The organism is Paramuribaculum intestinale (assembly GCF_030759015.1).
GTDB lineage: Bacteria > Bacteroidota > Bacteroidia > Bacteroidales > Muribaculaceae > Paramuribaculum > Paramuribaculum intestinale.
Window position 1 is genome coordinate 176616 of sequence record NZ_CP098825.1, and the last position, 26030, is coordinate 202645.

Below are 26030 nucleotides of genomic sequence, written 5' to 3' on the forward strand. Positions count from 1 at the left end.
GTCGTTTGGAAACAAAGACTCCGGAAAATCCGTTACAGGACTTACCGGAGTCGGAGGTTTTGAGGCCTAAGCCTATTATGCCTTGTTCTTGATGATCAGCACCTCGATGATCGAAATGGCGGTCTCCTCAGGAATCTGCAGCGATTCTGCAAGCTGGTTGATGATATCCTTCTCATCATCCTCTACCACTCCGTCGGCCAGCGCGATGTCGACAGCGCAGGCAAAGGCGGTGAGCTTAAGGTCGTCGGGGAGTCCGTCGATGGACGAGGCTACGAGCGCGCTTGCACCCTGGCTCTTGAGGATACGGAAAAGCTTGTCGAACATCTTGTCGAAAGCCGGGCCGGAGAAATTGTCGTAAAGACGGAGTCGGCGGATATAGTTGACTATGCCGTCCCATTCAGCCTGTGATATGCTGCCGTCAGCACCGGCCATTGCAAGTGCTATGCCGGCGAATGCTTCCTGTTTGGAGAGCTTGTCCTCTTCAGGTACTTCGTTGAAAATCTTGTCGAAAAGTCCCACAGTAAAAGTGTGATTTTAGATGGTTTATTGATGTTTGTTTGTTGCTGTGGTTCGTTAAAATGTCGGTTCTATGTTTTATTTGTCTGTTCATGGCAGGCAGCAAGAACTCCGTTTCAACGGACTGTAGCGACACAAAGTTAGCAATAATTCGTCATTTTAGATGCTTATGACAGCGGTTTTTTGGGACTTGAGTCAGCGTCTGTTGGCTGTATGGGTGGGGTAAGCTTTTGTCTATCTTTTTTTTGAAGACGAGAAAAAAATCATACAGCAGCCACGATGAGGTCAGATCAGCGACGAAGTCAGATTTATTGTAAGTCTGTCGGCTGTCCGAAACAGTGGATGTTTCTTGAAAAATGCTTTTTTTGTCGGTGCGCAAAATGATTGCGCATGCGGCCCGGAACTTTGCGCTGTAAACAAAAAACGGTTACTTATTATGAAGACTATCGAAGGATACGATGTGAAGATTTTCACAGACAACATCGAGGAGAGTGCCTTGACGCAGATCATGCAGTTACTGTCGATCGATCTGTTTTCCGCAAAGAAGATACGGATAATGCCCGACGTCCATGCCGGCGCCGGCTGTGTCATCGGATTTACCGGTGATCTTGGCGAAAAGGTCATTCCCAATATCGTGGGAGTCGATATAGGCTGCGGCATGCGCGTGCTTAATCTCGGCCCGATCTCCGGAATAGATTATCACGCATTCCATGAGCATATACTTGACAGTGTGCCGTCGGGCATGCGGGTGCGTGAGGAAAACCGGGGCTTCAAGCCTCTTGTTGGGGAGGAAATGGATATTTATCGGGAGGCAAAGCGGCTTGTCGCAGGGCTTTGCTGTTACCGTGAGATAAAGGATTCCGCACGCATCTACAAGTCCATAGGATCGCTCGGCGGCGGCAATCATTTCATTGAGCTTGACGTGGATGATGATAACAATGTCTATCTGGTCATCCATACCGGCTCACGCAATCTTGGCAAGCAGGTGGCCGACATTTATCAGGCCAAGGCTGTGAGGCATCTGACCGACGGAGCCGATGAGTATGAGGAAACCGTCAGGCGGACAATTGAGGAGTACAAGGCAGCCGGACGCCGATCGGAGCTTCAGGGTGTGATCAGGCGGATGCGACGCAACCATGATGCGGCAGAGCCTTCGCTTCCTGCGTCGCTCTGCTATGTCGAGGGGGAGGTGCGAGAGCAATACCTTCACGATATGCGTCTGTGTCAGCGCTGGGCTGTGCTCAACCGCAGGCTGATAGCGATGCTGCTTATGCGTTTTTTTCCGGAGGTGGAGGTGCTGGACGAGTTTGAATCGGTTCACAATTACATCAGTGATGACAATATCATCCGCAAAGGTTCCATTTCGGCCGCCAAGGGAGATAAATGTATCATACCGCTGAACATGCGTGACGGGGCGTTGCTCTGCACCGGCAAGGGAAATCCCGACTGGAATTGCTCCGCCCCCCACGGTGCCGGACGTGTGTTGAGCCGCACACAGGCATACGAGAAGATCACTATGGCCGACTTCAAGGCATCCATGCAGGGCGTCTATTCCGAATCGGTCAACGAATTTACACGCGATGAGTCGCCGATGGTCTACAAGCCGGCCGGAGAAATCATATCCTGTATAGGTGATACAGTCAGGATTGATGACGTCATCCGCCCTATATTCAATTTCAAGGCGTCGAAGTGATCTTCCGGCCTGTGACGTCTGAATTGCGGCGCAAGGCGTCCGACCGCCGGCACTCTGTGTGATTTTTGAAAAAAATATCAGTGGTGTATCGGGAAATGCGACATGTTTTTGGTTAACTTTGCGGTGAATTATCCGTTGTATTTCATTTCAAAATATATGGAACAGCTGCGAAAATATACATGGCTGATCGAAAAGATCCGCATGGCCAGGAAAATCAGCCACAAGGATCTGTCCGACAAATGGGAGCGAGCCGTAGACTACAGCGACGGGAGGCCGCTCCACAGAGCCACGTTCAACCGTTGGCGCGAGGCGATCTACAGCCAGTTCGGCATCATGATCGACTGCCAGCGCACCGGGGGCTATCTCTACTATATATCCAATCCGGAGGAGATCGACGATGACCGGTTGAAGAAGTGGATGCTCGATTCGTTTGCTGTCGGCAACACCATCGGCGAGCATCTTTCGATCAAAGACCGTATCGTGGTCGACGAGATTCCCTCTGGTCGCTATCATCTGACTACGATCATGGAGGCGATGAAGGAAAACCGTGTGGTGTCAGTCACCTACCGGCAGTTCAGCAATCCGTGCGGATACACATTCCCGGTGGAGCCTTATTGCCTGAAACTGTTTGAAAACCGTTGGTATCTTCTCGGCCGCAACAATCGTGGCGAGATCAGGATCTACGGTCTTGACCGTCTTGAGGCAGTGGAGCCTACGGACGAACGTTTCCGTCTGCCTGAGGATTTCTCGGCCGATGCGTTTTTCTCTACCCGCTATGGTGTGGTGATAGGCTATGACGAAGAGCCGAGGCGTATAGTAGTGCGTTCGAATGAGGAGCACAAGCATTATCTGCTGTCGTTGCCGCTCCATCACAGCCAGACACTGATAGAGGATTGTGGAGCCTATGCCGACTTCGAACTGTATCTCGTTCCGACCTACGATTTCGTCATGAAGCTTCTGCAGGCCGGCCCGATGATAGATGTGATCTCTCCGCTTGAACTTCGCCGGACTATGAAGGGATGGGTGTCGGAGATGTACGAACTTTACAAAAATGTTTGAAAATGCAGGAACTTGACTATAATATTGCTTCTGCCTATCGCACGGAAGCTTCTCGGCTGAACGGCAATTTTGCGGCGATAGATTTCGAAACGGCCAACGGACGGCGTTCAAGCGTGTGCAGTGTCGGCGTGGTGATTGTGCGCGGCGGTCATATCGTCGACCGGTTTTACAGCCTGATACGTCCGGTTCCGAACTACTACACCGACTGGACGACCGATGTGCACGGACTTACGCGACGTGACACCGATTCCCAGCCTTCGTTTCCCGAAGTGTGGGCACAGGTAGCCGACAGGATCAAAGGACTGCCGCTCGTGGCGCACAACCGTCCGTTCGACGAGAGCTGCCTTAAGGCTGTATTCGAGGAGTATGACATGGAATATCCCGACTATGAGTTTCATTGCACTCTGGCCGCTTCGCGCCGCTGTCTTGATCTGCCGAGCCATCAGCTTCATATCTCGGCTGCCGCATGCGGCTATGATCTGGCCGCCCACCACCATGCCCTCGCCGACGCCGAGGCTTGTGCAGCCATTGCCTTGAGGCTGCTGTGAATGGATGATATGTGTGAGTGATGAGCCACGTGATAATTATACCGACCGGATATGTGTGACCATAAATCATTCGTGAAGTTTGTTTCAGGCGAAGAGCATTACAGCGAAGTGTTGTCACGGGTTTCAGATGTGCGTGGTCAGCTGTGGATAGGCACAGCCGACATCAAGGACGTCTATGTGAAACACGGATCGCAGGCAGTGCCGCTGCTGAAAGTCCTGTCCGATCTGATACGTCGCGGTGTGGAGATCCGTATGATTTACGCTAAAGAGCCGGGGCCGGCATTCCGTCAGGATTTTGACCGATATCCGATATTGCGGACTGGTATGGAGATCATGCTGTGCCCGCGTGTCCACTTCAAGATGCTTGTATTTGATTTCGAATCGGCCTATATCGGATCGGCTAATCTGACCGGAGCCGGCATTGGCATGAAGAGCCGTGACCGGCGCAATTTCGAATGCGGTATTATCACCGACGATCCAGTTTTGGTCGAATCAGCCACAGAGCAGTTCGATAGTGTGTGGCGCGGCGAGCATTGTCCCCGCTGCGGCCGTCGCCAGTACTGTCCCTCCCCACTCAAGTGACGCCCGGTGAAATCCCGGAATAATACGGGTTGAATTATCTCACAAAACGAAGCCGCCGCATGACAGATGGTCGGATCATGTCATGCGGTGGCTTCTGTGATGCCGGATGCAATTGTCCGGCGGTGTCGCCTGTGTCGGGGAGCTATATCTATTATTCAGGCACGTAGATGATGTCGCCATTGTCGAGCTCGTAGGCCACGCCTACCCGACGGCCTTTGGACGACGACGGATCGGTGTCCTCCGACGGTGTATAACGGTTGATCTTCTCACCCTCTTTGGTGATGATCTCCATGTTTTCCTTGCGGGGATTTTTCACCATGGTGAAATCCTCCTGTGAGAACATCTCGGTCATGTTGTAGCGGCTGACGAGAGCCACCATCAGCGCCACGGCAAACACCATGGCTACGTCGAAGAGGTTGCTCACCACGCTCATCGGATCATTGTCCTCGCTGCGGCGCAGCAGCGAATGTCGGCGGCTTCTCATTGTGCGCAGTTTTTCGGTTGCTCTCTGACGATGTCGGCGAGATATTCGAGCATAGTGAGGTTTCTTAAAGCCCACCGTTCCTTGGCCTGCTGTGTGAGAAATCCGATAGCGCTCACCACCAGTCCGACTACCGTGGTGGCGAAAGCCACCTGCATGTTGTAGGCCATGGAGGCGATGTCGCCCGAGGCCAGACCGACCAGAGCCGGTCCCATAGGTATCAGAGTGCCCATGAGACCGAGTATCGGCCCCATTTTTGTGAGCACCTTGGAGGTGGCTATGTTTTTGTCGGCTTCGATTTCGTATTCCGACAACAGCATGTCAATCTTCGCTGCGTTGCCGGCCTCCGCAATGATTTTTGATGCATAGGCGTCCACGGTCGATGCGGGGTGTTCGGGGAGCGATGCAGTGAATTCAGGCAGTGATGACCTGTCGGTTTTCTGAATTTTCTCGCAGAATGGTGTGGTGACACGCTTGTCGTTGAGATATTGCCCGAAAAAGGCTCCGATCAGTATGATCGAGCGGATGAAGAAGAAAATCAGAAGCACGATCACCGGCACGAGCAGTCCGGTGGAGATCCAGTAGAGGATGTTGGAAATTACGTTCATTTTATTTTTGAGATTTGTTTTTTTGTCTGAAATCGGTTGTAGGCGATGCCGGCGACTGTGCCGGCAGCTATTATTGCGGCCACTCCGCCGAGTGCGCCCCATTCCACCTGATTGGTGCCAGCCGCGGCTGTCCGGCCGTTGACTGTGGCTACAACGCCGAGGGCGGCGATCAGCATATTGACCATAAACAGCAGTTCGAGCCGTATCTCCTTTTCCGGAACGAGCCAGCAAAGACCGCCGGCGGCAAGAGGCGCTGCTATGAGCAGACATGCGCCAAGACTCCATGCAGTGGCGGCGAAGTCCACGCCGGGCAGTGAGAATATCAGTTGGGTGAGAATGGCGAACAATACGGGGAACACAAGCAGTCCGGGTACGTAGCGGCACACCGCCAAGGCCATGGACCCACGGCGTCCGAGAGGTCCGGCAAGAGATTTTGCGGCCAGTATGCAGTAGCCGGTCTGGAATGCCACGTCGATGGTGAGCCATACCGACATGTCGAGCATCAGTTCTGGCTGTGAAAGCCAGTCGGCTATCTGTGTCTTCGACTGTGAGGCTGCCGTCTCACAGGCAAGCACGATGAATAGCGCTGTCACGGCGCAGGTGATGAACCGGGCTATCCATCCTTGACCCGACATTTTCAGCACGAAGCTGAAAATGACCAGAGCCATGATTGTCATTACCACTGTTTCCATAAGCAGTTGGGTTGGTATGATGTGGTATTGTTTATTTTTCCTTCCATCTGCGACGGCGGCGGATGAGCAGTAGCAGGCCGACTATGGCTATTACGACGGCGGCTGCTACAATCGCACCGTTGATACGGTTGGTGATGGTGTCGGTGTGGTTGAGTTCCTCGCGCTTCATCACCATGGAGTTTTCGTCACTGGCGATGTTTTCCGCTCTTGCTGTGGCCACGGCTTCGTTATAGGTGGCGGTAGCCTGAGGCGATACTTTCGACGCAATGAACTCACGCAGCTTGGCGTTGTCGCAGACAAATCCGGTGCAGGCAGCGCCGAATTCCTCGACGGTGGCGGTATGGAGCCGGGCTATTGCCTCGATCTGTTCGGGCGATGCATCCCATAGGCCTTTGCGCACCGTTTCGAGCATTACGGCGGTCATCTCCTGTATGGCGGCAGGGTTTGTTTCGCGGAAGAAGTCTTTTACGCCGAGATTGTTTTTGTCGGCCACGTAGGTGTCGTAAATGCCGTCCCACAGTTCATCGTCGATGGCGTCGGGTTTCATCACGTTCCATCCGTAGGTGTTTGTCACAGTCTGCGCGATGGTAGCGGCGTCGCCCGATCCGCCCTTCATTTTCTCTTTTATGTAGGCCGGATTGAGCAGTGTGGTGCGGCTCTCCACCCCGATAGCTTCCTTCACCTCCTGCATCCTGACGTTGTTGCGGTTGCGGTAGTCGCTCAGATAAGCTTCCGGCTCTTTGCCGGTGACGTTGCGCACGGCGAGATTCATGCCGCCCATGAATTCATATACATGGTCGAGGCTCAGCGCGCCCCACGTGTTGCTCTGGCGAGGCTGCACCACGGCGTCGGTATTGGTCAGAGCCGCTTCGAAGGCATATTCCCGCATCTGTTCCCACGACTCTTCGCTGCCGTAGTCTGCGCCCATGTTGTTGATGTAGACCGAGGCTATCTCCGATGCGTCGTCCCAGCGGTCGCCGGCTTCGACCATGCTCTGTATGCCGGTGCCGTAATTGCCGTCGACTCCTCCGAACACACGCGACGTAGACATTTCGCGCGCTTCTTTTGGCGAAACGCCCCGATTGACAAGATGACGCTCCGACTCTATGACTCCTTCGGCCACATGGTTTGGATATGCGTCGTCATCGGCTGCTGCCGCCATTTTCACAGCGCGGCTTATCAGGAAGAGGCGCGACGTCGCAAGGTCGCGAAGCTGTCCGGAAGTCTGTACCACGACGTCGATACGCGGGCGCCCCAGCTCTTCCGAGGGGATTAGCCGCAGATCGGTCACGCGGCCGAACGGATCGCGCACAGGTTCCACTCCGAGCATATACAGTATCTGGGCTATCGTGGCACCCTCGGTTTCGATAAATTCGCTGCTCCAGAGGGTGTAGCTTACTTTGCGGGGTATGGAATCGCCGTGGTTTTTGCGATACATCGCTATGGTGCCTTCGGCAAGGTCTTTGCCTTTCTCCCATGCCACGGCCGATGGTGTCTCTTCGGCATTGACGGCAAACATGTTGCGTCCGGTCGGCAGGATGTCGGGGTTGAGCACCGGATCGCCGCCCGATGTCGGGGCGGTGAAGCCTCCGTTGAGTGCGTTGACTATCGATGTCAGTTCTGCGGTCGGGCTTTCAAGCAGTGCGGCACGGTAGCGGCCGATGTTGCCGAGGGCACGTTCGACTTCTCCCACTGCGGTGGCAAACTCGATCTGTGTGCCGGTGAGTTCAGGCTGATTCATGCCCGGGTGTCGTGTGGATTGGCCTTTGCTGTCGGGTACGGCGGTTGATTTTCGTTTCATCGCGGCCTTCATCTTGTCAATGGCTTCGTCGTCGGCGCCCATCTTGCGGGCCATGGCTATGGCTTTGTCGGTCGATATGCCGGGGATCATGCCGTGTGTGCGTTTTGTCGACGGACGTTCAGAGATTTTCAGGGTTGTCGGGTTGCCGGCCGGCATCATGGCTCCCATCACCATCATGCGCGAGAGCATGTCCCTTGATCCTTCCATTGAGCGGAGTATGTTGCGTGCACTGTCGAGGTCTTCGGTCGTCAGTCCTGTCAGACGGCATATCGCCGCATCGTCGGCCGGCGCTCCTGACCTGACGAGTTCCAGCGCTTTGCGACGCCACTCTTTCAGATCGCCTCCGCGCAGTTTGTGGAGGCTGTAGGCTATCGGATCCACAGCCATGGCTTCGACTGTAGATGCGATATGTCGTTCGGAGTAGGGGCGTCCCATGACGTAGAGCGCGCCGGTGATCTTCTCGTTGGCGAGTTCTTCGGCGAAGTCTTCGATGCGTGCGATGTCATCGGGTGTCCACCGGGCTGTGCTGTCGATGCGCAGTTCGCGGTGTATGCCGAGTCCGAGGGTGTATTGCTTCACGAGGCGTGAGGCGCGGAGTGAGTCGGATGGCGTGCGTGCGCGGTTGTAATCGTTGATGGCATCGGTCAGATTGCGGTAGATGCCTCTGACCTCGCTCTCCATGAACGGAGGTGTGAGGTAGTTGACAATGCCGGCGTAGGAGCGGCGTTTGGCTATCATGGCCTCTCCGACATTGGATGTGGAGTAGACATATACGTGAGGCATGTCGCCCACGAGACGGTCGGGCCAGTCGTTGCTGCCGAGTGCTGCCTGCTTGCGCGGAGTGAATTCGAGCGAACCGTGTGCGCCGAAGTGCATCAGCGCGTCAGCTCCGAATCCATATCGTGCCCATAGGTAGGCCGCAACGTAATTGTGGGGAGGGGCGGCATCGGTGCCGTGCACGTTCTTGAAGTCGTCGCTGCCGAGTCCGGCAGCGGTCTGCGGTATCAGCGCGATGTTGCCGAATTGCAGTCGTGCAAGAGCCAGATTGCCGTTGTCGTCCTTCAGGCCATGGCCAGGAAATTCTCCGTCGACCGCATCGATATCCTTACGCATTTCGGTGGAGAATGCTTTGCCGCACCAGGAATCGTATTCTTCCCGGCTGATCAGCTGGGGATTGTTGTCGCGCACGAAACCGGCCTGAGCGCCCTTGGCGTATTCGTTGAACACACGTCCGTTGGCTGCTATGAGTCGTTCAAGAGATGCGGCGTCGGCCGGCAGGCCGTCGACATTGTAACCCTCCTGCCGGAGTCGTGTGAGCATGTTGTAGAGTGATGGAGCCACATCCATTCCGGAAGCCACCATGGCACTCTGTCCAGGTCCCTTGAAGTATAATATGGCCACTTTCTTGTCGCGGTTGGGCTTGCGCCGGAGTGTCACGTAGTTGTTGACTGTGGCTACAAAATCATCCAGACGTCCGGGAATCGCTTCCACTGCCGGCAGTCCGTCGTCGCCGGTGAAGTGTGCGAAAAGCGTGAAGGGGCGGATTGCGCCGTCGATCTCGGGAGTGACTATGCTCTGCGACAGAAATCCTCCGCTCATGCCCATTTTGTCGGCCATCCATTCGTCGTAGTCGCGGTTGGCGTTGACGGGAGCGAAAAGCGGGATTCCTGCGGCTTCGAGCCAGCGGGTGACGGCGTCGCCCATGCGGCCGTGGGCCATGTTGATCATGGCTGAGGCATTGATGGAGTCGGCGTGTCCGCCGGCAATGAAAGTCTGTATGACGCTAACCGGATATACGATGTTGCCGGTGCGTTCGAGCCGGTCGACGAGACTGTCGGCCACGCCCATCTGCCCGGTGAGTATGATCCGTGGCGCATTGTCGCTCCATCGGCCGCTGTCTTTCAGCCACCGCTCGTAGGCTTCGACCGAATTGAAGCTGAAGTCGTCGTCATCGGTACCCGAGGGGTGGTATATCATCGAGCCTGAGGCTACGACCGGGTCGCCCGGCTCGTCGACAAACAGACGCTTTCCGTCGATGAATTTTCTGACATATCTGAGCATGTTGCGGTAGTTGTTGCGTCCGCCGGCGAGATACTGTTGCAGAAACTCGCTGTCGATCGAGTCGACCGAATTGATCTGGTTCTGGGGATTGGTGGCGGCGGTGGTCAGCACCGGAGTGCCTGATTCGGCTGCATCGATGAGATGCTGACGCTGCTCGGCGTCGATACGGAGTCCCATGCCGTTGACGAAGACCATGTCGTATCGGCCGGCCTTGTCGAGCTGGTCGGCCGGAAGCTCGTGGATGCTGACCGATGTGTTGTCGTTTGCTTTTGAGATCTGTCCCAGTGCTATGGCCTGATAATTGACAAAGGCTATGCGTGTCCGCGATGCCATCCTGTTCCAGGCCAGAAAGCCTGCGCCGATGACTGCGGCGCAGGCTATTGATAGTGTGATAGTCCTTTTTTTGTTCATCTTGGTCATTTGAAGATGTCGTTGACGTCGATCGAAAGTCCTGCCGACCAGGTGCGTCCGTTGGTCGGAGCGGAGTTCCAGTAGTATGTTTTGGGTTTGTAATTCAGTAAATTGTCAATGATGAAGTTGACGCTGATTCCGCGCCAGATCCGTTGCTGAAGAGTGAATTTCCACAGCGAGTAGGCTCCGTCGGTGTCATAGCGGCTTGATGCCTTCGAAAGATATCGGCCCGACAGGCCGGCATATAGTTTATAGGCGCTGCACAGCCGGCGTTCGTAGTCGATGCGCCATGTGGCCGAGTGAGGGCGTGGCTGGCTGAACTGGGAGTCGAGCGATCGGTGTGCTACGTGAAGATAGTTGTAGCTCAGCGAAGCTCCGAGTCCCGAGGCAGTGCGGTAGCGGGCGTTGAAGTCGGCGCCTGCCACTCTCACGCCGTCCTCGTTGGCATAGATGGCTCCCTCTTCAAGCCGGTCGGTTCCGGGGAAGTCGGTGGTGGTGATGCGTCTGTCGTAATAGTTGTAGTAGCCCGAAAGGGTCAGGCTGTAGGATCCGGCAAGTATGCCCCCGCGAACTTGGCCGTTGCGTTCCAGCGCCAGATTGAAATTATGGCTTTTCTCCGGTTTCAGATCGGGATTGCCGTAGATCATCTGTATCCCGGCCATGTCGAAGCACATATACATCTCCTTGAGCGTCGGGGCGCGGAAGCCTCCGGCATAGGATGCTCTGACCGACAGCGGGCGGAGCTTGAACATCGTGGCTATCCGCGAGGTGACGGCATTGTTGTCTGATGCCGAGAAGTAGTCGTCGCGCACAGAGGCGATGATATTGAGCCACGACAGGGGGTTGTAGTCAAACTGCACGAATGCATCGACCGATGTCTGCGAATGCGACGCGTTGTCGGTAAACTGATATGTGTTGAGATAGTCGTGCATGTAGTCGGCTCCGACTGTAAGGCCGTTGGCTCCCCAGAACTTGGTGTAGAGACCGTGTGCGATGTGCTGGCGGTTGCTGTAGTCGTGGTCGTGGGTGCGGCGTCCGCCGGTGTATCGCGATTTGTCGTACTGGTCGTAGCCATACGACACCTCCAGATTCTGGCTTTCGTCTATGTCCCACACTCCGCGCAGTCCGCCATTGTAGTCGTGATAGTGATCGTCGTAGTTGGCCCGGTCGCTCGTGCGGGCGAAATATCCTCCTCTGGCGATCAGGCGCAGCCGCTCTGAAACACGGTATGTGAGCCGTTCCTTGATATTGAGAGTGGTGCCTCCGTAGATCTCGTGGATTTTCGACTCGGTGTCGAAGGCGTCGGTGAGACGTATCGTATTCATCGTCGAGTGCTGTACGGAAGTGTTCGAGTTCCACTTGCCGGAATTGAAGCTCAGGTCGCCTCCGGTTCTCCACTCTTTGCCGGCGTTGCGGTAGCGTGAGTTGAGGTTGAGCCGCCACGGTTCGTCATGCTCTTTCGTTATGAGATTGACCACACCGCCTACGGCATTGGCTCCGTAGAGAGCCGATGACGCTCCTTTGACGATCTCCACTTTCCCGACGTTCTCAAGATTGAGTCTGTTGTAGTCGACATTGTCCATTGTTTCGCCTGCCAGCCTTTCGCCGTCGACCAGGAAAAGTATGGCGTTTCCGCCGAAACCGCTCATATTGAGCGACGTTTCCTGACTCATCGCGAATCCGAATTCCAGTCCGGGAAGTTCCTCTGTAAGAAGATCCTGTATGTTGGTTGCGTCGGTCTTGCCAATCTCTTCGGCCGATATGACACGTGTCACCACCGGCACGTCTTTCAGCGCTTTCGGTGTGCGTGTGGCTGTGATTACGACCTCGTTGAGCATAGTCGGATCGGACGATAGCCTGACGGTATTGTCTTTTTCCGAGCCTTCCGACCGTATGATGGCATCGCCTGTGGCATAGCCTATATAGCTCACGGTGATTCTGGCTGTGGACCGGCTCGGAATCTCGAAACTGTATCTGCCGTCAGCACCGGTGGTGACGGGCTGTCCGTGGCCTTCGATTCTGACTACGGCCCCGGGTAGCGGACTTCCGGTTTCATCCAGTACCTTGCCGACATACGTGTCGGCAAGGCCTGTGAGCGGAAACAGAAGTCCGACGGCCGATAGCAGTGCTGGTTTCAGGCTTCCGGTCATGGATGTCATTTTTTAGGAGCGGAGAATGTGCATATCATGGGCATTGGCATCGCTCCATACTGCAGGTTGAATCTGATGGTGAGCACCTCGTCGGCGTATGAGCCTTCTATTGTGCCTGACACGGCACGGCCGCTGTCGGTGGTGCCGCTGAATTCGGTCGTGGCAAGGGTATATGTGCCGTCGCTTCCCGACACCTTTACGTCGGATACGTTGATCTGCGGCACCTGCATCGGCGGGTTGCCGAATGACGGCAGTGTGATGTCGACAGTGGCATCGTCGGTGGCGTCGACATTGAAGGTCAGATCCTCAAACACTGACTCGTTGCCCATCACAGAGCAGGTCATATCGCCGGTATATGTTCCGGCAACATACTCGGCTGCCGGTAGCGAGGGTTCGTCGTCTTTGTCTGAACACGATGAGAATACTGATGTGATGCCGGCGAGGAGCATCATGACTGTGAAGAATGCTGCTGTTCTTTTCATGAAAGTGGTCATTTGTTGAAATTGATTTCGATTGGTTATGGTATTTTTCCGGATGCAAAATTAGATATGGCCGTGTGCCGCATCAATACCGTAAAAAAGTGAAAAAAAACGGGCGGCGTGAGTGCTGTAGCATGGCCGGACATGGGTATGCCTGCATGACAATCATTGCTTTTGAGTATTTGTCGTGTGGATATAAGATATTACCTTTGCATGGGGAAATCAACCCATCTGATTATGATAGACAAGCAACAAGGATATCTCTCGTCCAACAACATGAGAGAGCTGATTCGCGACAATGCCATGCTTTTGCCGGCTATCAGCCGGTTTGATATCGCTTTCGGATTCGGCGACAGTTCGGTGGCTCAGGTGTGCCGTGAGAACGGGGTGGATACCGATACGTTTCTATGTGTGTGCAACCTGTTGAGCGGCTATAGCTACGACGTGACGTCGATATCGCTGACATCGCTGATGGGATACCTAAAACGTGCGCATACGTCGTTTCTCGACGTCCAGTTTCCTAAAATACGCCACTACCTGATCGACGCTATCAACTATTCCGCTTCCAACGAGGTGGCCTTGCTGCTCATGAAGTTCTTCGACGATTATGTGGTGGAGGTGAAGAAGCACATGGACTATGAGAATGACGTGATATTCGCCTATGTCGACCGGCTGATCAGAGGGGAGGCCGACGAAGAATTCAATATAGCCCGCTACTCTGCAGGCCATGTCGACACGGCTGAGAAACTCAAGGAGCTGAAGGATATCTTCATCTATCATTATAAGCAGAAGGAGAACGACCGCCTCAGCGGGGCGCTTTTCGACATCATAATGTGTGAGCGCGATATGCTTCGCCATTTCGATGTCGAGAGCCAGCTGTTCATTCCGGCTGTGGAGCGGATGGAGTCGGAAATGCGGCGGTCGGCGACGGATGTGGCCGGAGAGGGTCAGGCCGATGACGATGTCACTTCGGCGCAGCTTGCGCTGCTGAGCGAGCGCGAGAAGGAGATACTGCGTGGCATAGCGCAGGGAAAGGTCAACAAGGAGATCGCCGACGAGCTGTGCATATCCGTGCACACCGTTGCCACTCACCGGCGCAATATCAGCGCCAAGCTGGAAATACACACTGCCGCCGGACTGACGATATTCGCGATAATACATCATCTCGTCGATGTCAATGAAGTGACCCCGGTATGACTGCGGAGACAAAAAGGATTCTGGTCGTAGACGATGAGGAAACCCTCTGCGATGTCATGGCTTTCAATCTGGAGGCTGAAGGATATGTCGTCGAGAAGGCCTATAGCGCAGAGGAGGCACTGGCCTATGACCTTTCGGAGTTTGATCTGATTCTGCTTGACATCATGATGGGGGAGATCTCAGGGCTGCAGCTTGTGCGTATCATGCGGTCTAATCCCGCTACGGCGTCGGTGCCGGTGATATTCTGCACAGCCAAAGATGCGGAGGATGACATGATACGTGGCCTCGACACAGGCGCTGACGACTATATAACCAAGCCATATTCGCTGCAGACGGTGCTTGCACGGATCCGCTCGGTGCTCCGCCGCGCATCATCCTCGTCGCGTGATAATACATCTTCGTCATCCACGCCTATGTTGACTGTGCAATTCATGGGGCTGCAGTTGTCGCGGCGCACTCATGTGTGTATGGTCGATGGCGAGGAAGTCAGGATGCCGCGCAAAGAGTTCGAGATATTGTTCCGTCTGCTGTCGGACCGCAACAGGGTGTTCTCGCGCGCCGAACTGCTGTCGGAGGTCTGGCCCGGAGAGACTGTGGTGGCCGATCGGGCGGTGGATGTCAACGTCACGCGGATCCGGCAGAAAATCGGCCGCTACGGCCGCCATATCATCACACGTTCAGGATACGGCTATGGCTTTATGGACGATCCGGTCTGAACGGTTTGTTATCAGCATGTATGACGACGGGGGAGGTGTGTGCCGAACCGCATCGGGTTGTCAGGCGTTTTCAAGTAAACTGAAATGAGTTGCTGATTAGTTCGGTAATACCAGCTGTTTTTTTGAAGATGCTTATGAAAAAGAAACTGACTATAGCGCTCGTGGCACATGACCGGCGAAAGGCCGACATGATCGACTGGGTCAAAGTTCATGCTCCCTGTCTTTCGCAACACAGGCTCGTTTGTACGGGCACTACGGGGCGTCTGGTGGCGCAGGCTTTTGCCGATGCCGGAATTGATGCCGACGTGGAGTGTATGAACTCAGGGCCAATGGGTGGCGATGCCGAGATTGCGGCAATGGTGGTGAGAAACGAGATAGATCTCGCCGTGTTTCTTATCGATGATCTGAACGCTCAGCCCCACGAGGCCGATATACAGATGCTGTTGCGTCAGTGCCGTCTGCATAATGTGCCGATAGCATGCAACCGCATAAGCGCGGATCTGATGATCTCAAGCTCGCTGTGGGATGATCCTTCCTACAAGCCTATAGAGCAAAGCTATATACGGTTTGACCGTAAGTGACCGATACGGTGTCGGCGCGATGCTTGCGCAAACTGTTCGCGTAGGGCTATGACCCGGCCTTGGCGGCTGTGTTTTCTGCTGTAGACTTCTTGTGCTCGTAGAGCTGATAGGAGTTGACAAGATTGTGCCAGATACTGTAAAATCCTCCGGCCACAGCGGTTATGGGAGTGAAAAAAGTGTAGCCCATCCATATGGCAAGCACGGTGTTTTTCTGTCCGAACGACTGTCCGGCCGTGATCATGTCGTTGTAGCGCAATCCTATCTTCCTTCCGATCCAGAACTGCATGGCGCAGCATATCAGGGATACGGCCACAAGCCAGAGCTGGGTGGCGACGTCGACGTCGGTGTGGACTATGCTACGGGTGGTGACGGCTGTCGCAAGCGCGAGAGCCACAGCCCACAGATAGAACGTCAGCCCCTGAAGGCTTCCGATGCGGCGGTTGAGGCCCGGAAGCATCCGGCGTATGGCGAGTGCGGCCACGAGCGGCATCAGCAGCAGGGGAAAAACCTTGCGGAGTATTAGCATTGATGAGGTCATGGCCGACATCTCGGGATTGGGATGGACAAACGGCACGAGAGCCGGTATCATAAGCGCGGCGGCAAGATTGATGAGTATGGTGTAGGTGGTGATGTTGTTGACGTCGCCGCCGAGTTTGCGTGTGATCACCGCTCCGGCTGTAGCCGTGGGGCAGATGAGGCATATCATTGCGCCTTCAAGCACTATGCGTATGCCGCTGTGTGGCATGGCTATAAGCACAAGTCCGATGGCCGTGAACAGTCCGCATTGCAGCAACAGCAGCCACAGATGCCAGCGGCGAAGCCGCAGTTCGTGCGGATTGATTTTGCTGAATGTGATAAACAGCATGGAGAATATCAGCAGCGGCTGCACCACGGCTATGGCTTCGGACGCAAGGATGTGAGTCGGGCGCAGCCACGGAATGCTCACGTATGCGAAATATCCTCCGATGCCTGCAAGTATGGCGATTATAAGTGTCCAGTCTTTCAGAAACTGTATGACTTTCATATTGCTGCTGTAATGCGTTGTGTCATGGGCCGCAGTGTCGGCCGGGGCAGTCGCTGCATGGTCAGGGGCGTCCGATGGCGTGCACTTTCAGTCCGGCAGCGGCGAGATCGTCGGGAGAGTATATGTTGCGGCCGTCAATGACCGTTTCGCCATTCATCAGCCGTGCCACCGCAGGCCATGATGGCAGGCGGAACTGTTTCCACTCGGTCAGCACGCACAGTGCGTCGGCGTCGATGCAGGCGGCATACATGTCGGTAGCGTAGTCCACCTTGTCCGACAGACGGCGGCGGCATTCGTCCATCGCCACCGGGTCGAAGACGCATACTGTGGCTCCATCGCCGAGAAGGTCTTCGATGAGTGTCAGTGACGGAGCCAGGCGCATGTCGTCGGTTTCGGGCTTGAAGGCAAGTCCCCAGAGGGCTATCCGGCGTCCTTCCAGTCGGCCGAGGGCTTTGCGGAGCTTGCGGAACGGTATGTGTTTCTGTTCGTCGTTGACGGCCTCCACCGCCTGAATCACGCGCATCGGGTAGCCGAGCTGTTCTCCGGTGCGTATGAGCGCCTGCACGTCTTTCGGGAAACAGGAGCCGCCGTAGCCGCATCCTGGGTAGAGAAACTTGTTGCCGATGCGGGTGTCGGCGCCTATGGCACGGCGCACTTGACTGACGTCGGCTCCGGTAAGCTCGCACAGGTTGGCTATGTCGTTGATAAACGATATGCGTGTGGCCAGCATGGCGTTGGCGGCATACTTGGCCATTTCGGCCGAGGGAATGTCCATGAACATCACCCGGAAATTCTGAAGCAGGAACGGACGGTAGAGGCGCTCCATCACTTCACGCGAACGCGGGCCGTCGACACCGATCACCACACGGTCGGGCGACATGAAGTCCTTGATAGCCGCGCCCTCTTTGAGAAATTCTGGATTGGATGCCAGCTCGAAGTCCACGTTGACTCCGCGGCGGTCGAGTTCCTCGTTGATAATGCCGCGGATTATTTCGGATGTGCCAACCGGAACGGTTGATTTGGTGACAAGGATTGCCTGACGGTCGATGTGGCGGCCGAATGTCCGGGCCACGGCCTTGACGGCGGTGAGATCGGCCGAGCCGTCATCGTCGGGCGGGGTGCCGACGGCGGAGAATACTGCTTCGACATCATTGATCACCTCTTCGAGTGATGTGGTGAAGTGCAGGCGTCCGTCGCGTACGTTGCGGCGCACCAGTTCGTCGAGTCCCGGTTCATATATAGGTATTATGCCTTGTCTGAGGCTTTCGATCTTTGCCTTGTCGATATCCACGCAGGTGACATCGGTGCCCATTTCAGCGAAGCAGGCTCCCGATACGAGTCCGACATATCCGGTTCCAACGATAGCGATCTTCATTGTGGCTTTTGATTGTGGGTTTGAATGTGCAAAGTTACAACAATTTTTCTTCCATTGTGCCGTTATTTGTGTATGCTACGCTGGTTATCGATTTTTTTTCTGACCGTCACTGCCCTATGGCAGGCGTCGGCGTCGGTAGTGCTTCGCGGACGTGTCACCGATTACAGCGGTGAGCCGCTCGAAGGCGTGACCGTCAGCCTCGGCACAGGGCTGGGTGCGACGCTCACCGACGCCAAGGGAATGTATCGTCTCACGACGGCCGATACTGATACGCTGCGCGCATCTTTCCGCTTGCTCGGCTACCGGGAGGAGCGGCGCACGCTGCTTCATCCACAAGGGGAGATGGTGATAAGTCTGCGTATGCGGCCCGATGAGCGAGAGCTTGAGGAGGTCATTGTCACCGATATCCGCAAGCGCACCGACGCAATGGAGCGGCTCGACGCCCGCGAGTACGGACGCCGTGCCGGCGATCCTACCGGTGGCAGCGTCGAGGCGATGGTGGCCACTCTTCCCGGTGTGGCCGGAGCGGGTGAGCTGTCGGGGCGTTATTCGGTGCGTGGAGGGTCGTATGACGAGAATACGGTTTATGTCAACGGCGTGGAAATATATCGTCCGATGCTTGTGGCCAGCCAGCAGGCCGAGGGGCTTAGTGTGGTAAATCCGGAGATGACCGCGTCGGTCGGATTTTCGTCTGGCGGTTTTGCCGCCCGCTATGCCGACCGTATGTCGTCGGTGCTCGATGTAGCCTATCGTCGGCCGCAGTCGTTTGAAGGGTCGGCCACAGTGTCGATGATGGGCGGGGCGCTGACTCTCGGTCAAGGTTCCGAACGGTTTGCACAGCTTCATGGCGTGCGCTATAAACGCAATACTTCTGTACTGTCCACTTCCGACACCAAAGGTGAATACGATCCTGACTTTTTCGACTGGCAGAGTTGCCTGTCATGGTCGCCGTCGCGGCGTTGGCGTGTGGAAGCTTTTTTTGATGCGAATCTGAATACTTATAGGTTTGCGCCGGCCGACCGCAACACGAGTTTCGGCACGCTTGACGACGCTCATCGCTTCAAGGTCTATTTCGATGGCTGTGAACACGACCGCTTCAATGCGTTTACCGGAGCTGCCACGGTAGGATATACGACGGGTAATACGGATCTGAGTCTTCAGCTGTCGGGATTCCGCACCGACGAGCTTGTGGCTTACGATATATCCGGTGAATACTGGCTTGATCAGGCCGGCAGCGAACTCGGAGCGGGGCGTTATGCCGAACATCAGCGCAACCGTCTGAAAGCTACTGTGCTGTCGGCGTTGTTTCAGGGTACGACGCGTCTGTCGTCGCATAGGTTGCTTTACAGTCTTGGAGTCAAGCGCGAGCATACGGAGGGGCGTGTCAGTCAGTGGGAGCGTCGCGATTCGGCCGGCTATTCGTTGCCGCTGGCTCCCGATGCGCTCCGGGTCTACTTCGCATTGCGTGGCAATCATGATGTTTCCGCCTCGCTTGTATCGGCCGTCGTGCAGGATACATGGCAGCGGCAGACGTCGGCCGGATTCTGGAACGTCACCGGCGGCATCCGTGCCACACACCGCTCATCGTCGGGCGAATTTCTCGTCAGTCCGCGTCTGGAAGCCGGGCTGGTGCCCGCCGGCGCTCCTCAATGGGCTTTCCGTCTGGCCGGTGGAGTGTATTATCAGCTGCCGTTCTACCGTGAGATGCTTCTCCGCAGGGAGATCGCTCCGGGTGAATATGTGACCGAGGTCAACAGCGATGTCAGATCGCAGCGATCGCTGCAGATCGTGGGAGGAGCCGACTTTAATTTCCGTGCGTTCGGCCGGCCGTTCAAATTCTCCGCCGAGGCATATTATAAAGCGTTGTCGAAGATCAATCCCTATGAGGTGGAAAACCTTACGGTGACATATCTCGGGCGCAATGCGGCGTCGGGCCATGTGGCCGGTCTTGATTTCAAACTTTTCGGACAATTCGTGGCCGGTAGCGATTCGTGGATCAGTTTCGGGTTGATGGACACCCGCGAGACGCTTGAAGGCAAAAGTGTGCCGCGACCCAACGACCGCCGCTATAATCTGTCGGTTTATTTCACCGATTTTGTTCCCGGTGTGCCTCGGTTGAAGGTGAGTCTTCGCGGTGTGCTGATGGATGGACTGATCACCACCGCGCCAGGACGCACGCGCTACGACGGATATTTCCGCACTCCACCATACAAGCGCGTGGATCTCGGTCTGGCGTATGGGATCATCATGTCCGAAACCGATGGCCGGCGCAGGGCTGTCAGAAGTCTGTGGGCCGGTATTGACCTTTTCAATCTGTTTGACATCACCAATGTCAGCAACTACTATTGGGTCACTGACGTCAACAGCATTTCCTACGCTGTTCCCAACTATATGACCCGCCGTCAGATCAACCTGCGCCTCACACTCGACTTCTGACATCCACTCACCTGCGAGGTCAGATTAGATCTGCTTAAAAGTTAAATAAGGTTAAATGCATGGAAGTTTATATGTTCTACTACATATCTTTTCATAAAAATGTGTAACTTTGCATCAGTTTTTCATGGTATTAGATTTAAGGTAAGAAGATTATTCGTCGTGATGACGAGTAATTTTTTTTATATCCCTGTAGCAACGGATATGTTATAGGGAATGTATTGTTTGATGCTTCAGATGATTGGATTCCCGTAGTTCTTCCACCGTTAGGTAGGTGCGCTTTTTCGTTTGTTTCAGTTGTGATAATGCTGATAATGCTGAAAATATGCATTGCCAAGCCAAAAAAAATAGCTAATTTTGCAGAGATATCAGGCTCCGTTGGCATTAGCTGTCGGTAGCCGCTATCGTGTTTTATACGTGGAAAAAGAAAGCAAGACGAAAGCATAAATAAAGCAAATGGAAAAGAAGCTTACTGCCAAAGAGATACGAGAATCGTTCAAAGAGTTTTTCCGTCAGAAAGGCCATAAGATAGTGCCCTCGGCGCCCATGGTCATCAAGGATGATCCGACGCTGATGTTTACGAATGCGGGCATGAATCAGTTCAAGGATATAATCCTCGGCAATGCAGCTCCAAAGAGCCGCAGGGTGGCCGACTCGCAGAAGTGTCTGCGCGTCAGTGGAAAACACAACGACCTCGAAGAGGTGGGAATGGACACATATCACCACACGATGTTCGAGATGCTCGGCAACTGGTCGTTCGGCGACTATTTCAAGCAGGAAGCCATCGACTGGGCGTGGGAATATCTGGTGGATGTGCTCGGGCTGGATCCGGATCGGTTGTATGCCACAGTGTTCGAAGGCTCGGCCGAGGAGGGTCTGACGCGCGATGACGAGGCCGCGGGCTACTGGGAGAAGCATCTTCCCGCCGACCATATCATCAACGGCAACAAGCACGACAATTTCTGGGAAATGGGCGATACGGGTCCGTGCGGCCCCTGCTCGGAGATACATATCGACCTGCGTTCCGATGCCGAGCGTGCAGCAAAGCCCGGACGCGAACTGGTCAACCACGATCATCCGCAGGTAATCGAGATATGGAACCTGGTGTTCATGCAGTACAACCGCAAGGCCGACGGCTCGCTCGAGCCGCTGCCTGCCAAGGTGATCGACACAGGCATGGGATTCGAACGCCTCTGCATGGCTCTGCAGGGCAAGACATCAAACTACGACACCGACGTGTTTACCCCGCTCATATCCGCTATCGCGCGGCTGTCGGGACTTGAATATGGCAAGGACGTAAAGGTCGATATAGCCATGCGTGTCATCGCCGACCATGTGCGCACTATCGCATTCTCGATCGCCGACTCGCAGCTTCCCGGCAACGCCAAGGCCGGATACGTGATACGCCGCATCCTGCGCCGTGCCGTACGCTACGCCTACACATTCCTGGGGCAGAAGCAGGCGTTCATGTACAAGCTTATCGACACGCTTATCGAATCCATGGGCGAGGCCTATCCTGAAATAAAGAGCCAGCGCGAACTGATCATGAAGGTGATCAAGGAGGAAGAGGATGCATTCCTGCGCACGCTCGACAACGGTATACGTCTGCTCGACGGAGCCATGGCCGCTGCAAAAGCCGACGGACGCACCGAGATTTCAGGCAAGGAAGCTTTCACGCTTTACGATACCTATGGTTTCCCTCTCGATCTTACTGAGCTTATACTCAAAGAAAACGGCATGACTCTTGACCATAAGGAGTTTGATGCCGAGATGCAGGCTCAGAAGGAGCGTGCACGCAATGCCGCAGCCACCGAAGCCACCGACTGGGTGACAGTGGGCGACGGTGAGCCTGAGTTTGTCGGCTACGACCACACATCGGTCGAAACCGGAATACTCCGCTACCGCAAGGTCAAGCAGAAAAAGGGCGAATACTATCAGATAGTGCTCGCTCGCACCCCGTTCTATGCCGAAATGGGTGGCCAGACGGGCGACCGTGGCACACTTACCGACGCCGACGGACGCGTCACTGAGATATACGACACAAAGCGCGAGAACGGAATGGCCGTGCACCTTGCAAAAACACTTCCGGCAGATCCGGCCGCAGTGTTTACGGCCGCCATCGACACCGATGCGCGTCAGGCCACATCGTGCAACCACACAGCCACCCACTTGCTACACTATGCTCTCCGTGCAGTGCTTGGCAAGCATGTGGAACAGCGTGGATCATACGTAAGCCCCGACGTGCTGCGCTTCGACTTCAGCCACTTCCAGAAAGTGACTCCCGAAGAGATCAAGCAGGTGGAGCACATGGCCAATGAGATGGTGCGCCGCGCTATAGGCCGTGACGAGCACCGCAATCTCCCGATCGCCGAGGCGCAGGCCATGGGAGCCATGGCGCTCTTCGGCGAGAAATATGGCGACGAGGTGAGAGTCATACGCTACGGCGATTCAGTCGAGCTGTGTGGCGGTACTCATGTCGACAATACGGGCAACATAGGTATGATACGCATCGTCAGCGAGAGTTCCATAGCCGCCGGAATAAGGCGTATAGAGGCCATCACAGGTCGTGCTGTAGAGGATGCCATGGATTCGCTGACATCCACTCTGGCGCAGCTTGCCGGAATGCTCGGCAACGCCCCCGATGTGGTGGCTGCAATGCGTCGTTCCATAGCCGAGAATGCCGATCTGAAAAAACAGGTCGAGGACTATTTCAACGAACGTGCCCAGGCCATGACTAAGGTCGTGCTTGAAAAGGCTGATATGGTAGGCAGTGGTATCCGTTTGGCTGCTTTCAGCGGGCCGATGATGCCCGAGATGGTCAAGAGTGTGGCTTTTGGCGTCAGAGCCTCCTCGCCCAGGGAAACGGCGTTCGTGGCCGCAACTGTCGACGGAGCCGGCAAGCCGTTGCTGACGGTGATGCTGACCGACGACCTGACATCGCGCGGACTGAACGCCTCGCAGATAGTGCGCGAGGCAGCCAAGGCCATCAAGGGTGGCGGCGGTGGACAGCCTGGATTCGCACAGGCCGGAGGCAAGGACGCAGAAGGTCTGAGCGTGGCGTTCGAGAGCATGACATCCGCTTTCAAGTGACCTGACACCAGCCCCATCCGATAACTCTGATCATTCCGATAATTCCGATCCCTCCGATTACCAAATAATCAAACAACGAATGAGCGACCACCACAACAACGAAACCGACGAAGAACTCTCCGAAGCCAGAGAGAGAGTGGCCGACGACACTCTCGATTTCGAGGAGTCGCAGGCCGAAGCCGGAGCGACTGACGGTTATGATGAAAACTCTATTGTGACCCTTTCGCCGAAGGAGCACGTAAGGCTTCGTCCCGGCATGTATATAAGCTCTCTCGGCGACGGCTCATCGTCGGAAGACGGCATCTACGTGCTTCTAAAGGAGGTGATCGACAATTCGGTCGACGAGTTCAATCAAGGGTTCGGCAAAGTTATTGACGTGACTGTGACCGAAACATCAGTCACGGTGCGTGACCGCGGCCGCGGCATACCGCTTGGCAGTGTGGTCGACGCGTCGTCGAAACTCAACACCGGCGCCAATTTCGGCACACGAGGCAATCTGAAGACGGCGGGAATGAACGGTATCGGCATCAAGGCTGTCAACTTCCTGTCGTCGGAATTCGTAGTGCAGAGTGTGCGCGACGGCAAGATGAAGCGCGTCAGCTACTGCCGTGGCGACATCGTGGAGGAGAGCGAGATCACGGACACCGAGGAGCCTAACGGCACCACCGTAAGCTTCACGCCTGACGATACACTCTTCAAGGGCTACCGTTACCGTGAGGAATTCATTGTGCCGATGATCAAAAACTACTCGTTTCTCAATGTGGGGCTGACCATCAATCTGAACGGGACGAAATACGTGTCGCGCAACGGTCTGACCGATCTCCTCAAGGAATATATGACCAATGAGCCGCTTTATCCGATCATTCATCTCACCACCGATGATCTGGAGGTGGCTTTCACGCATGCGAGCCAGTACGGAGAGGAATACTATTCGTTTGCAAACGGTCAGAATACCGTGCACGGCGGCACGCATCTGACCGCGCTTAAGGATGCGATCTCGCGCACGATCAAGGAATATTCCGGAAAGGCCAATCTCGAAGGTTCCGATATCAGAGGCGGAATAGCCGCAGCCATATCGCTTCGTCTTGAGGAGCCGGTGTTCGACTCGCAGGCAAAGACCAAACTCACCTCGCGCGACATAGCTCCAGATGGACCCACTATAGCGAAATATATCGGCGATTTCATAAAGACCGACCTCGACAATTTCCTGCACCGAAACAAGGAGGTTGCCGATGCCATCATACGCAAGGCCATGGACAATGAGCGCGAGCGCAAAAGCATGTCGACTGTCACCAAGAAGGCCAGGGAGCAGAGCCGCAAGATAAGTCTTTACAACAAGAAGCTGTTTGACTGCCGCAGTCATCTCAACGACACCCGTGGCGACGAAGAGAAGAAGCTCGCCTCGTCGATCTTCATTACCGAGGGCGATTCGGCGGCCGGATCCATCACGAAAATCCGTAACGTTGAGACTCAGGCTGTGTTTTCGCTTCGCGGAAAGCCCAAGAACACCTATGGCAAGACCAAAAAGATGGTCTATGAAAACCAGGAGTTCAACGCGCTTCAAGTGGCACTCAATATAGAGGAAAGCATCGACGGGCTGCGCTACAACAAAGTGATCATCGCCACAGATGCCGACGTCGACGGCATGCACATACGGTTGTTGCTGCTGACCTATTTCCTGCAGTTTTTTCCCGATCTGGTCAAGCGTGGACATGTATATATACTGCAGACTCCGCTCTTCCGCGTGCGCAACAAGAAGACCGCCAAGCGCGGTTCGCGCAACGCCGACAAGATGCAGGAAGAAACCTACTACTGCTATTCCGACGAGGAGCGTGTGGCCGCCATCGAGAAACTTGGCGCCAACGCCGAGATAACCCGATTCAAAGGACTCGGCGAGATCTCTCCGCAGGAATTCGAAGGATTTATCGGGCCTGACATAAGGCTCGACCGGGTGTCGCTCCACAAAGAGGACGGACTCGGAGAGATGCTCCGCTTCTATATGGGCAAGAACACCTTCGAGCGGCAGAATTTCATTATCGAAAATCTTGTAGTCGAGGATGACAGCCAGATCTCTTAGGACCGCCGTCTTTCCGGGTACGTTCAATCCGTTTACGGTCGGACATCTCGACATTGTGCGCCGCGCTCTCAATCTGTTTGACCGTGTGGTGGTGGCTGTGGGATGCAACATAAGCAAGGACACGGCTGCTATGGTCGAAACGCGTCTGGAGTCGATACGCAAGGCGGTAGGCTCCCTTGACGGAGTGGAGGTGACCGCCTATTCGGGAATGACGGCCGATCTGGTCAGAGAGCTTGGTGCTGTGGCTGTAGTGCGCGGAGTGCGCACTGTGGCCGATTACGAGTACGAAAGGCAGATGGCCGACGCCAACGGCATGATAGAGGGGGTGGAAACGGTGGTGCTCTTCGCACGTCCGGAGCTGTCGGTCATAAGTTCGTCGCTTCTCCGTGAGCTGGCACATTACGGACGCGACATAAGCCGCTTTCTGCCCGAAAACCAATAGACCGCAGAGCGCGT

General features: G+C 55.2%; 20 protein-coding genes. 11 read left to right on the forward strand and 9 right to left on the reverse strand.

Annotation, left to right across the window (positions count from 1 at the left end; translation table 11 throughout):
• Positions 1 to 75: 75 nt before the first annotated feature.
• Positions 76 to 519: a tellurite resistance TerB family protein gene (locus NF347_RS00765; RefSeq protein ID WP_107035520.1), complete on the reverse strand. Its 444-nt coding sequence runs from the start codon at positions 517 to 519 to the stop codon at positions 76 to 78.
• Positions 520 to 952: 433 nt separating this feature from the next.
• Here NF347_RS00765 and NF347_RS00770 point away from each other — a divergent pair, with 433 nt between their 5' ends.
• The 4 genes from NF347_RS00770 (at position 953) to NF347_RS00785 (ending at position 4398) form a co-directional block, all read left to right on the forward strand.
• Positions 953 to 2209 (forward strand): RtcB family protein, encoded by a 1257-nt coding sequence (locus tag NF347_RS00770; protein WP_107035521.1) that lies wholly within the window; start codon positions 953 to 955, stop codon positions 2207 to 2209.
• A 156-nt stretch (positions 2210 to 2365) separates the two neighbouring features.
• Positions 2366 to 3268: a helix-turn-helix transcriptional regulator gene (locus tag NF347_RS00775; protein WP_107035522.1), complete on the forward strand. Its 903-nt coding sequence runs from the start codon at positions 2366 to 2368 to the stop codon at positions 3266 to 3268.
• Between the two features lie 2 nt (positions 3269 to 3270).
• The gene (locus NF347_RS00780; RefSeq protein ID WP_107035523.1) at positions 3271 to 3816 is read left to right on the forward strand and encodes a 3'-5' exonuclease; all 546 of its coding nucleotides are present in this window, start codon (positions 3271 to 3273) and stop codon (positions 3814 to 3816) included.
• A gap of 51 nt (positions 3817 to 3867) precedes the next feature.
• Entirely contained in the window at positions 3868 to 4398 is a 531-nt protein-coding gene (locus tag NF347_RS00785; protein ID WP_107035524.1) for a phospholipase D family protein, read from the forward strand.
• 151 nt (positions 4399 to 4549) lie between these two features.
• Here NF347_RS00785 and NF347_RS00790 read toward each other — a convergent pair whose 3' ends face one another.
• Genes NF347_RS00790 through NF347_RS00815 form a run of 6 tightly spaced genes read right to left on the reverse strand, consistent with a single transcriptional unit; the run spans position 4550 to position 13084 of the window.
• Positions 4550 to 4882 (reverse strand): DUF2149 domain-containing protein, encoded by a 333-nt coding sequence (locus NF347_RS00790; RefSeq protein ID WP_107035525.1) that lies wholly within the window; start codon positions 4880 to 4882, stop codon positions 4550 to 4552.
• A complete protein-coding gene (locus NF347_RS00795) occupies positions 4879 to 5487 on the reverse strand; it encodes a MotA/TolQ/ExbB proton channel family protein (protein ID WP_107035526.1) in 609 nt (202 codons plus the stop codon). Before NF347_RS00795 ends, NF347_RS00790 begins: the two co-directional genes overlap by 4 nt.
• Positions 5484 to 6179, reverse strand: a complete 696-nt coding sequence (locus tag NF347_RS00800; RefSeq protein ID WP_107035527.1) for a hypothetical protein — start codon at positions 6177 to 6179, stop codon at positions 5484 to 5486. The genes NF347_RS00795 and NF347_RS00800 overlap by 4 nt, the downstream gene beginning before the upstream one ends.
• Positions 6180 to 6210: 31 nt before the next feature.
• Positions 6211 to 10452: a cobaltochelatase subunit CobN gene (locus NF347_RS00805; protein WP_107681377.1), complete on the reverse strand. Its 4242-nt coding sequence runs from the start codon at positions 10450 to 10452 to the stop codon at positions 6211 to 6213.
• 5 nt (positions 10453 to 10457) lie between these two features.
• Positions 10458 to 12611, reverse strand: a complete 2154-nt coding sequence (locus NF347_RS00810; protein ID WP_107681375.1) for a TonB-dependent receptor — start codon at positions 12609 to 12611, stop codon at positions 10458 to 10460.
• Positions 12608 to 13084: a calycin-like domain-containing protein gene (locus NF347_RS00815; protein ID WP_161553759.1), complete on the reverse strand. Its 477-nt coding sequence runs from the start codon at positions 13082 to 13084 to the stop codon at positions 12608 to 12610. Before NF347_RS00815 ends, NF347_RS00810 begins: the two co-directional genes overlap by 4 nt.
• A 234-nt stretch (positions 13085 to 13318) precedes the next feature.
• Between NF347_RS00815 and NF347_RS00820 the strand changes: the two genes are divergently transcribed.
• From NF347_RS00820 to NF347_RS00830, 3 genes are all read left to right on the forward strand, one after another.
• A complete protein-coding gene (locus NF347_RS00820) occupies positions 13319 to 14278 on the forward strand; it encodes a LuxR C-terminal-related transcriptional regulator (RefSeq protein WP_274946102.1) in 960 nt (319 codons plus the stop codon).
• Positions 14275 to 14994 (forward strand): response regulator transcription factor, encoded by a 720-nt coding sequence (locus NF347_RS00825; RefSeq protein WP_107035531.1) that lies wholly within the window; start codon positions 14275 to 14277, stop codon positions 14992 to 14994. The genes NF347_RS00820 and NF347_RS00825 overlap by 4 nt, the downstream gene beginning before the upstream one ends.
• Positions 14995 to 15128: 134 nt before the next feature.
• Positions 15129 to 15575, forward strand: a complete 447-nt coding sequence (locus NF347_RS00830; protein WP_107035582.1) for a methylglyoxal synthase — start codon at positions 15129 to 15131, stop codon at positions 15573 to 15575.
• Positions 15576 to 15621: 46 nt separating this feature from the next.
• Here NF347_RS00830 and NF347_RS00835 read toward each other — a convergent pair whose 3' ends face one another.
• Together NF347_RS00835 and NF347_RS00840 are read right to left on the reverse strand one after the other, a co-directional pair.
• Positions 15622 to 16599, reverse strand: coding sequence for a transporter (locus NF347_RS00835; RefSeq protein WP_107035532.1), 978 nt, complete (start codon positions 16597 to 16599; stop codon positions 15622 to 15624).
• A 61-nt stretch (positions 16600 to 16660) separates the two neighbouring features.
• Positions 16661 to 17974: a UDP-glucose dehydrogenase family protein gene (locus NF347_RS00840; RefSeq protein ID WP_107035533.1), complete on the reverse strand. Its 1314-nt coding sequence runs from the start codon at positions 17972 to 17974 to the stop codon at positions 16661 to 16663.
• 72 nt (positions 17975 to 18046) lie between these two features.
• Between NF347_RS00840 and NF347_RS00845 the strand changes: the two genes are divergently transcribed.
• The 4 genes from NF347_RS00845 to coaD all read left to right on the forward strand — a co-directional run bounded on the left by NF347_RS00845 (position 18047) and on the right by coaD (position 26016).
• Complete coding sequence (locus tag NF347_RS00845; RefSeq protein ID WP_161553761.1) at positions 18047 to 20410, forward strand: TonB-dependent receptor; 2364 nt, start codon at positions 18047 to 18049, stop codon at positions 20408 to 20410.
• Between the two features lie 453 nt (positions 20411 to 20863).
• Positions 20864 to 23497, forward strand: a complete 2634-nt coding sequence (gene alaS, locus NF347_RS00850) for an alanine--tRNA ligase (protein WP_107035535.1) — start codon at positions 20864 to 20866, stop codon at positions 23495 to 23497.
• A gap of 79 nt (positions 23498 to 23576) precedes the next feature.
• Complete coding sequence (locus NF347_RS00855) at positions 23577 to 25574, forward strand: toprim domain-containing protein (RefSeq protein WP_107035536.1); 1998 nt, start codon at positions 23577 to 23579, stop codon at positions 25572 to 25574.
• Positions 25555 to 26016 carry a pantetheine-phosphate adenylyltransferase gene (gene coaD / locus NF347_RS00860; RefSeq protein WP_107035537.1) on the forward strand — a complete coding sequence of 154 codons (462 nt, stop codon included), beginning with the start codon at positions 25555 to 25557 and terminating at the stop codon, positions 26014 to 26016. Before NF347_RS00855 ends, coaD begins: the two co-directional genes overlap by 20 nt.
• Positions 26017 to 26030 lie beyond the last annotated feature (14 nt).

Bases quoted from the DNA above. Each gene is read 5' to 3' on its own strand.
- NF347_RS00770 (WP_107035521.1), top strand. From the start codon at position 953: ATGAAGACTATCGAAGGATACGATGTGAAGATTTTCACAGACAACATC.
- NF347_RS00775 (WP_107035522.1), top strand. From the start codon at position 2,366: ATGGAACAGCTGCGAAAATATACATGGCTGATCGAAAAGATCCGCATG.
- NF347_RS00780 (WP_107035523.1), top strand. From the start codon at position 3,271: ATGCAGGAACTTGACTATAATATTGCTTCTGCCTATCGCACGGAAGCT.
- NF347_RS00785 (WP_107035524.1), top strand. From the start codon at position 3,868: ATGTGTGACCATAAATCATTCGTGAAGTTTGTTTCAGGCGAAGAGCAT.
- NF347_RS00790 (WP_107035525.1), bottom strand. From the start codon at position 4,882: ATGAGAAGCCGCCGACATTCGCTGCTGCGCCGCAGCGAGGACAATGAT.
- NF347_RS00795 (WP_107035526.1), bottom strand. From the start codon at position 5,487: ATGAACGTAATTTCCAACATCCTCTACTGGATCTCCACCGGACTGCTC.
- NF347_RS00800 (WP_107035527.1), bottom strand. From the start codon at position 6,179: ATGGAAACAGTGGTAATGACAATCATGGCTCTGGTCATTTTCAGCTTC.
- NF347_RS00805 (WP_107681377.1), bottom strand. From the start codon at position 10,452: ATGAACAAAAAAAGGACTATCACACTATCAATAGCCTGCGCCGCAGTC.
- NF347_RS00810 (WP_107681375.1), bottom strand. From the start codon at position 12,611: ATGACATCCATGACCGGAAGCCTGAAACCAGCACTGCTATCGGCCGTC.
- NF347_RS00815 (WP_161553759.1), bottom strand. From the start codon at position 13,084: ATGAAAAGAACAGCAGCATTCTTCACAGTCATGATGCTCCTCGCCGGC.
- NF347_RS00820 (WP_274946102.1), top strand. From the start codon at position 13,319: ATGATAGACAAGCAACAAGGATATCTCTCGTCCAACAACATGAGAGAG.
- NF347_RS00825 (WP_107035531.1), top strand. From the start codon at position 14,275: ATGACTGCGGAGACAAAAAGGATTCTGGTCGTAGACGATGAGGAAACC.
- NF347_RS00830 (WP_107035582.1), top strand. From the start codon at position 15,129: ATGAAAAAGAAACTGACTATAGCGCTCGTGGCACATGACCGGCGAAAG.
- NF347_RS00835 (WP_107035532.1), bottom strand. From the start codon at position 16,599: ATGAAAGTCATACAGTTTCTGAAAGACTGGACACTTATAATCGCCATA.
- NF347_RS00840 (WP_107035533.1), bottom strand. From the start codon at position 17,974: ATGAAGATCGCTATCGTTGGAACCGGATATGTCGGACTCGTATCGGGA.
- NF347_RS00845 (WP_161553761.1), top strand. From the start codon at position 18,047: ATGCTACGCTGGTTATCGATTTTTTTTCTGACCGTCACTGCCCTATGG.
- alaS (WP_107035535.1), top strand. From the start codon at position 20,864: ATGGAAAAGAAGCTTACTGCCAAAGAGATACGAGAATCGTTCAAAGAG.
- NF347_RS00855 (WP_107035536.1), top strand. From the start codon at position 23,577: ATGAGCGACCACCACAACAACGAAACCGACGAAGAACTCTCCGAAGCC.
- coaD (WP_107035537.1), top strand. From the start codon at position 25,555: ATGACAGCCAGATCTCTTAGGACCGCCGTCTTTCCGGGTACGTTCAAT.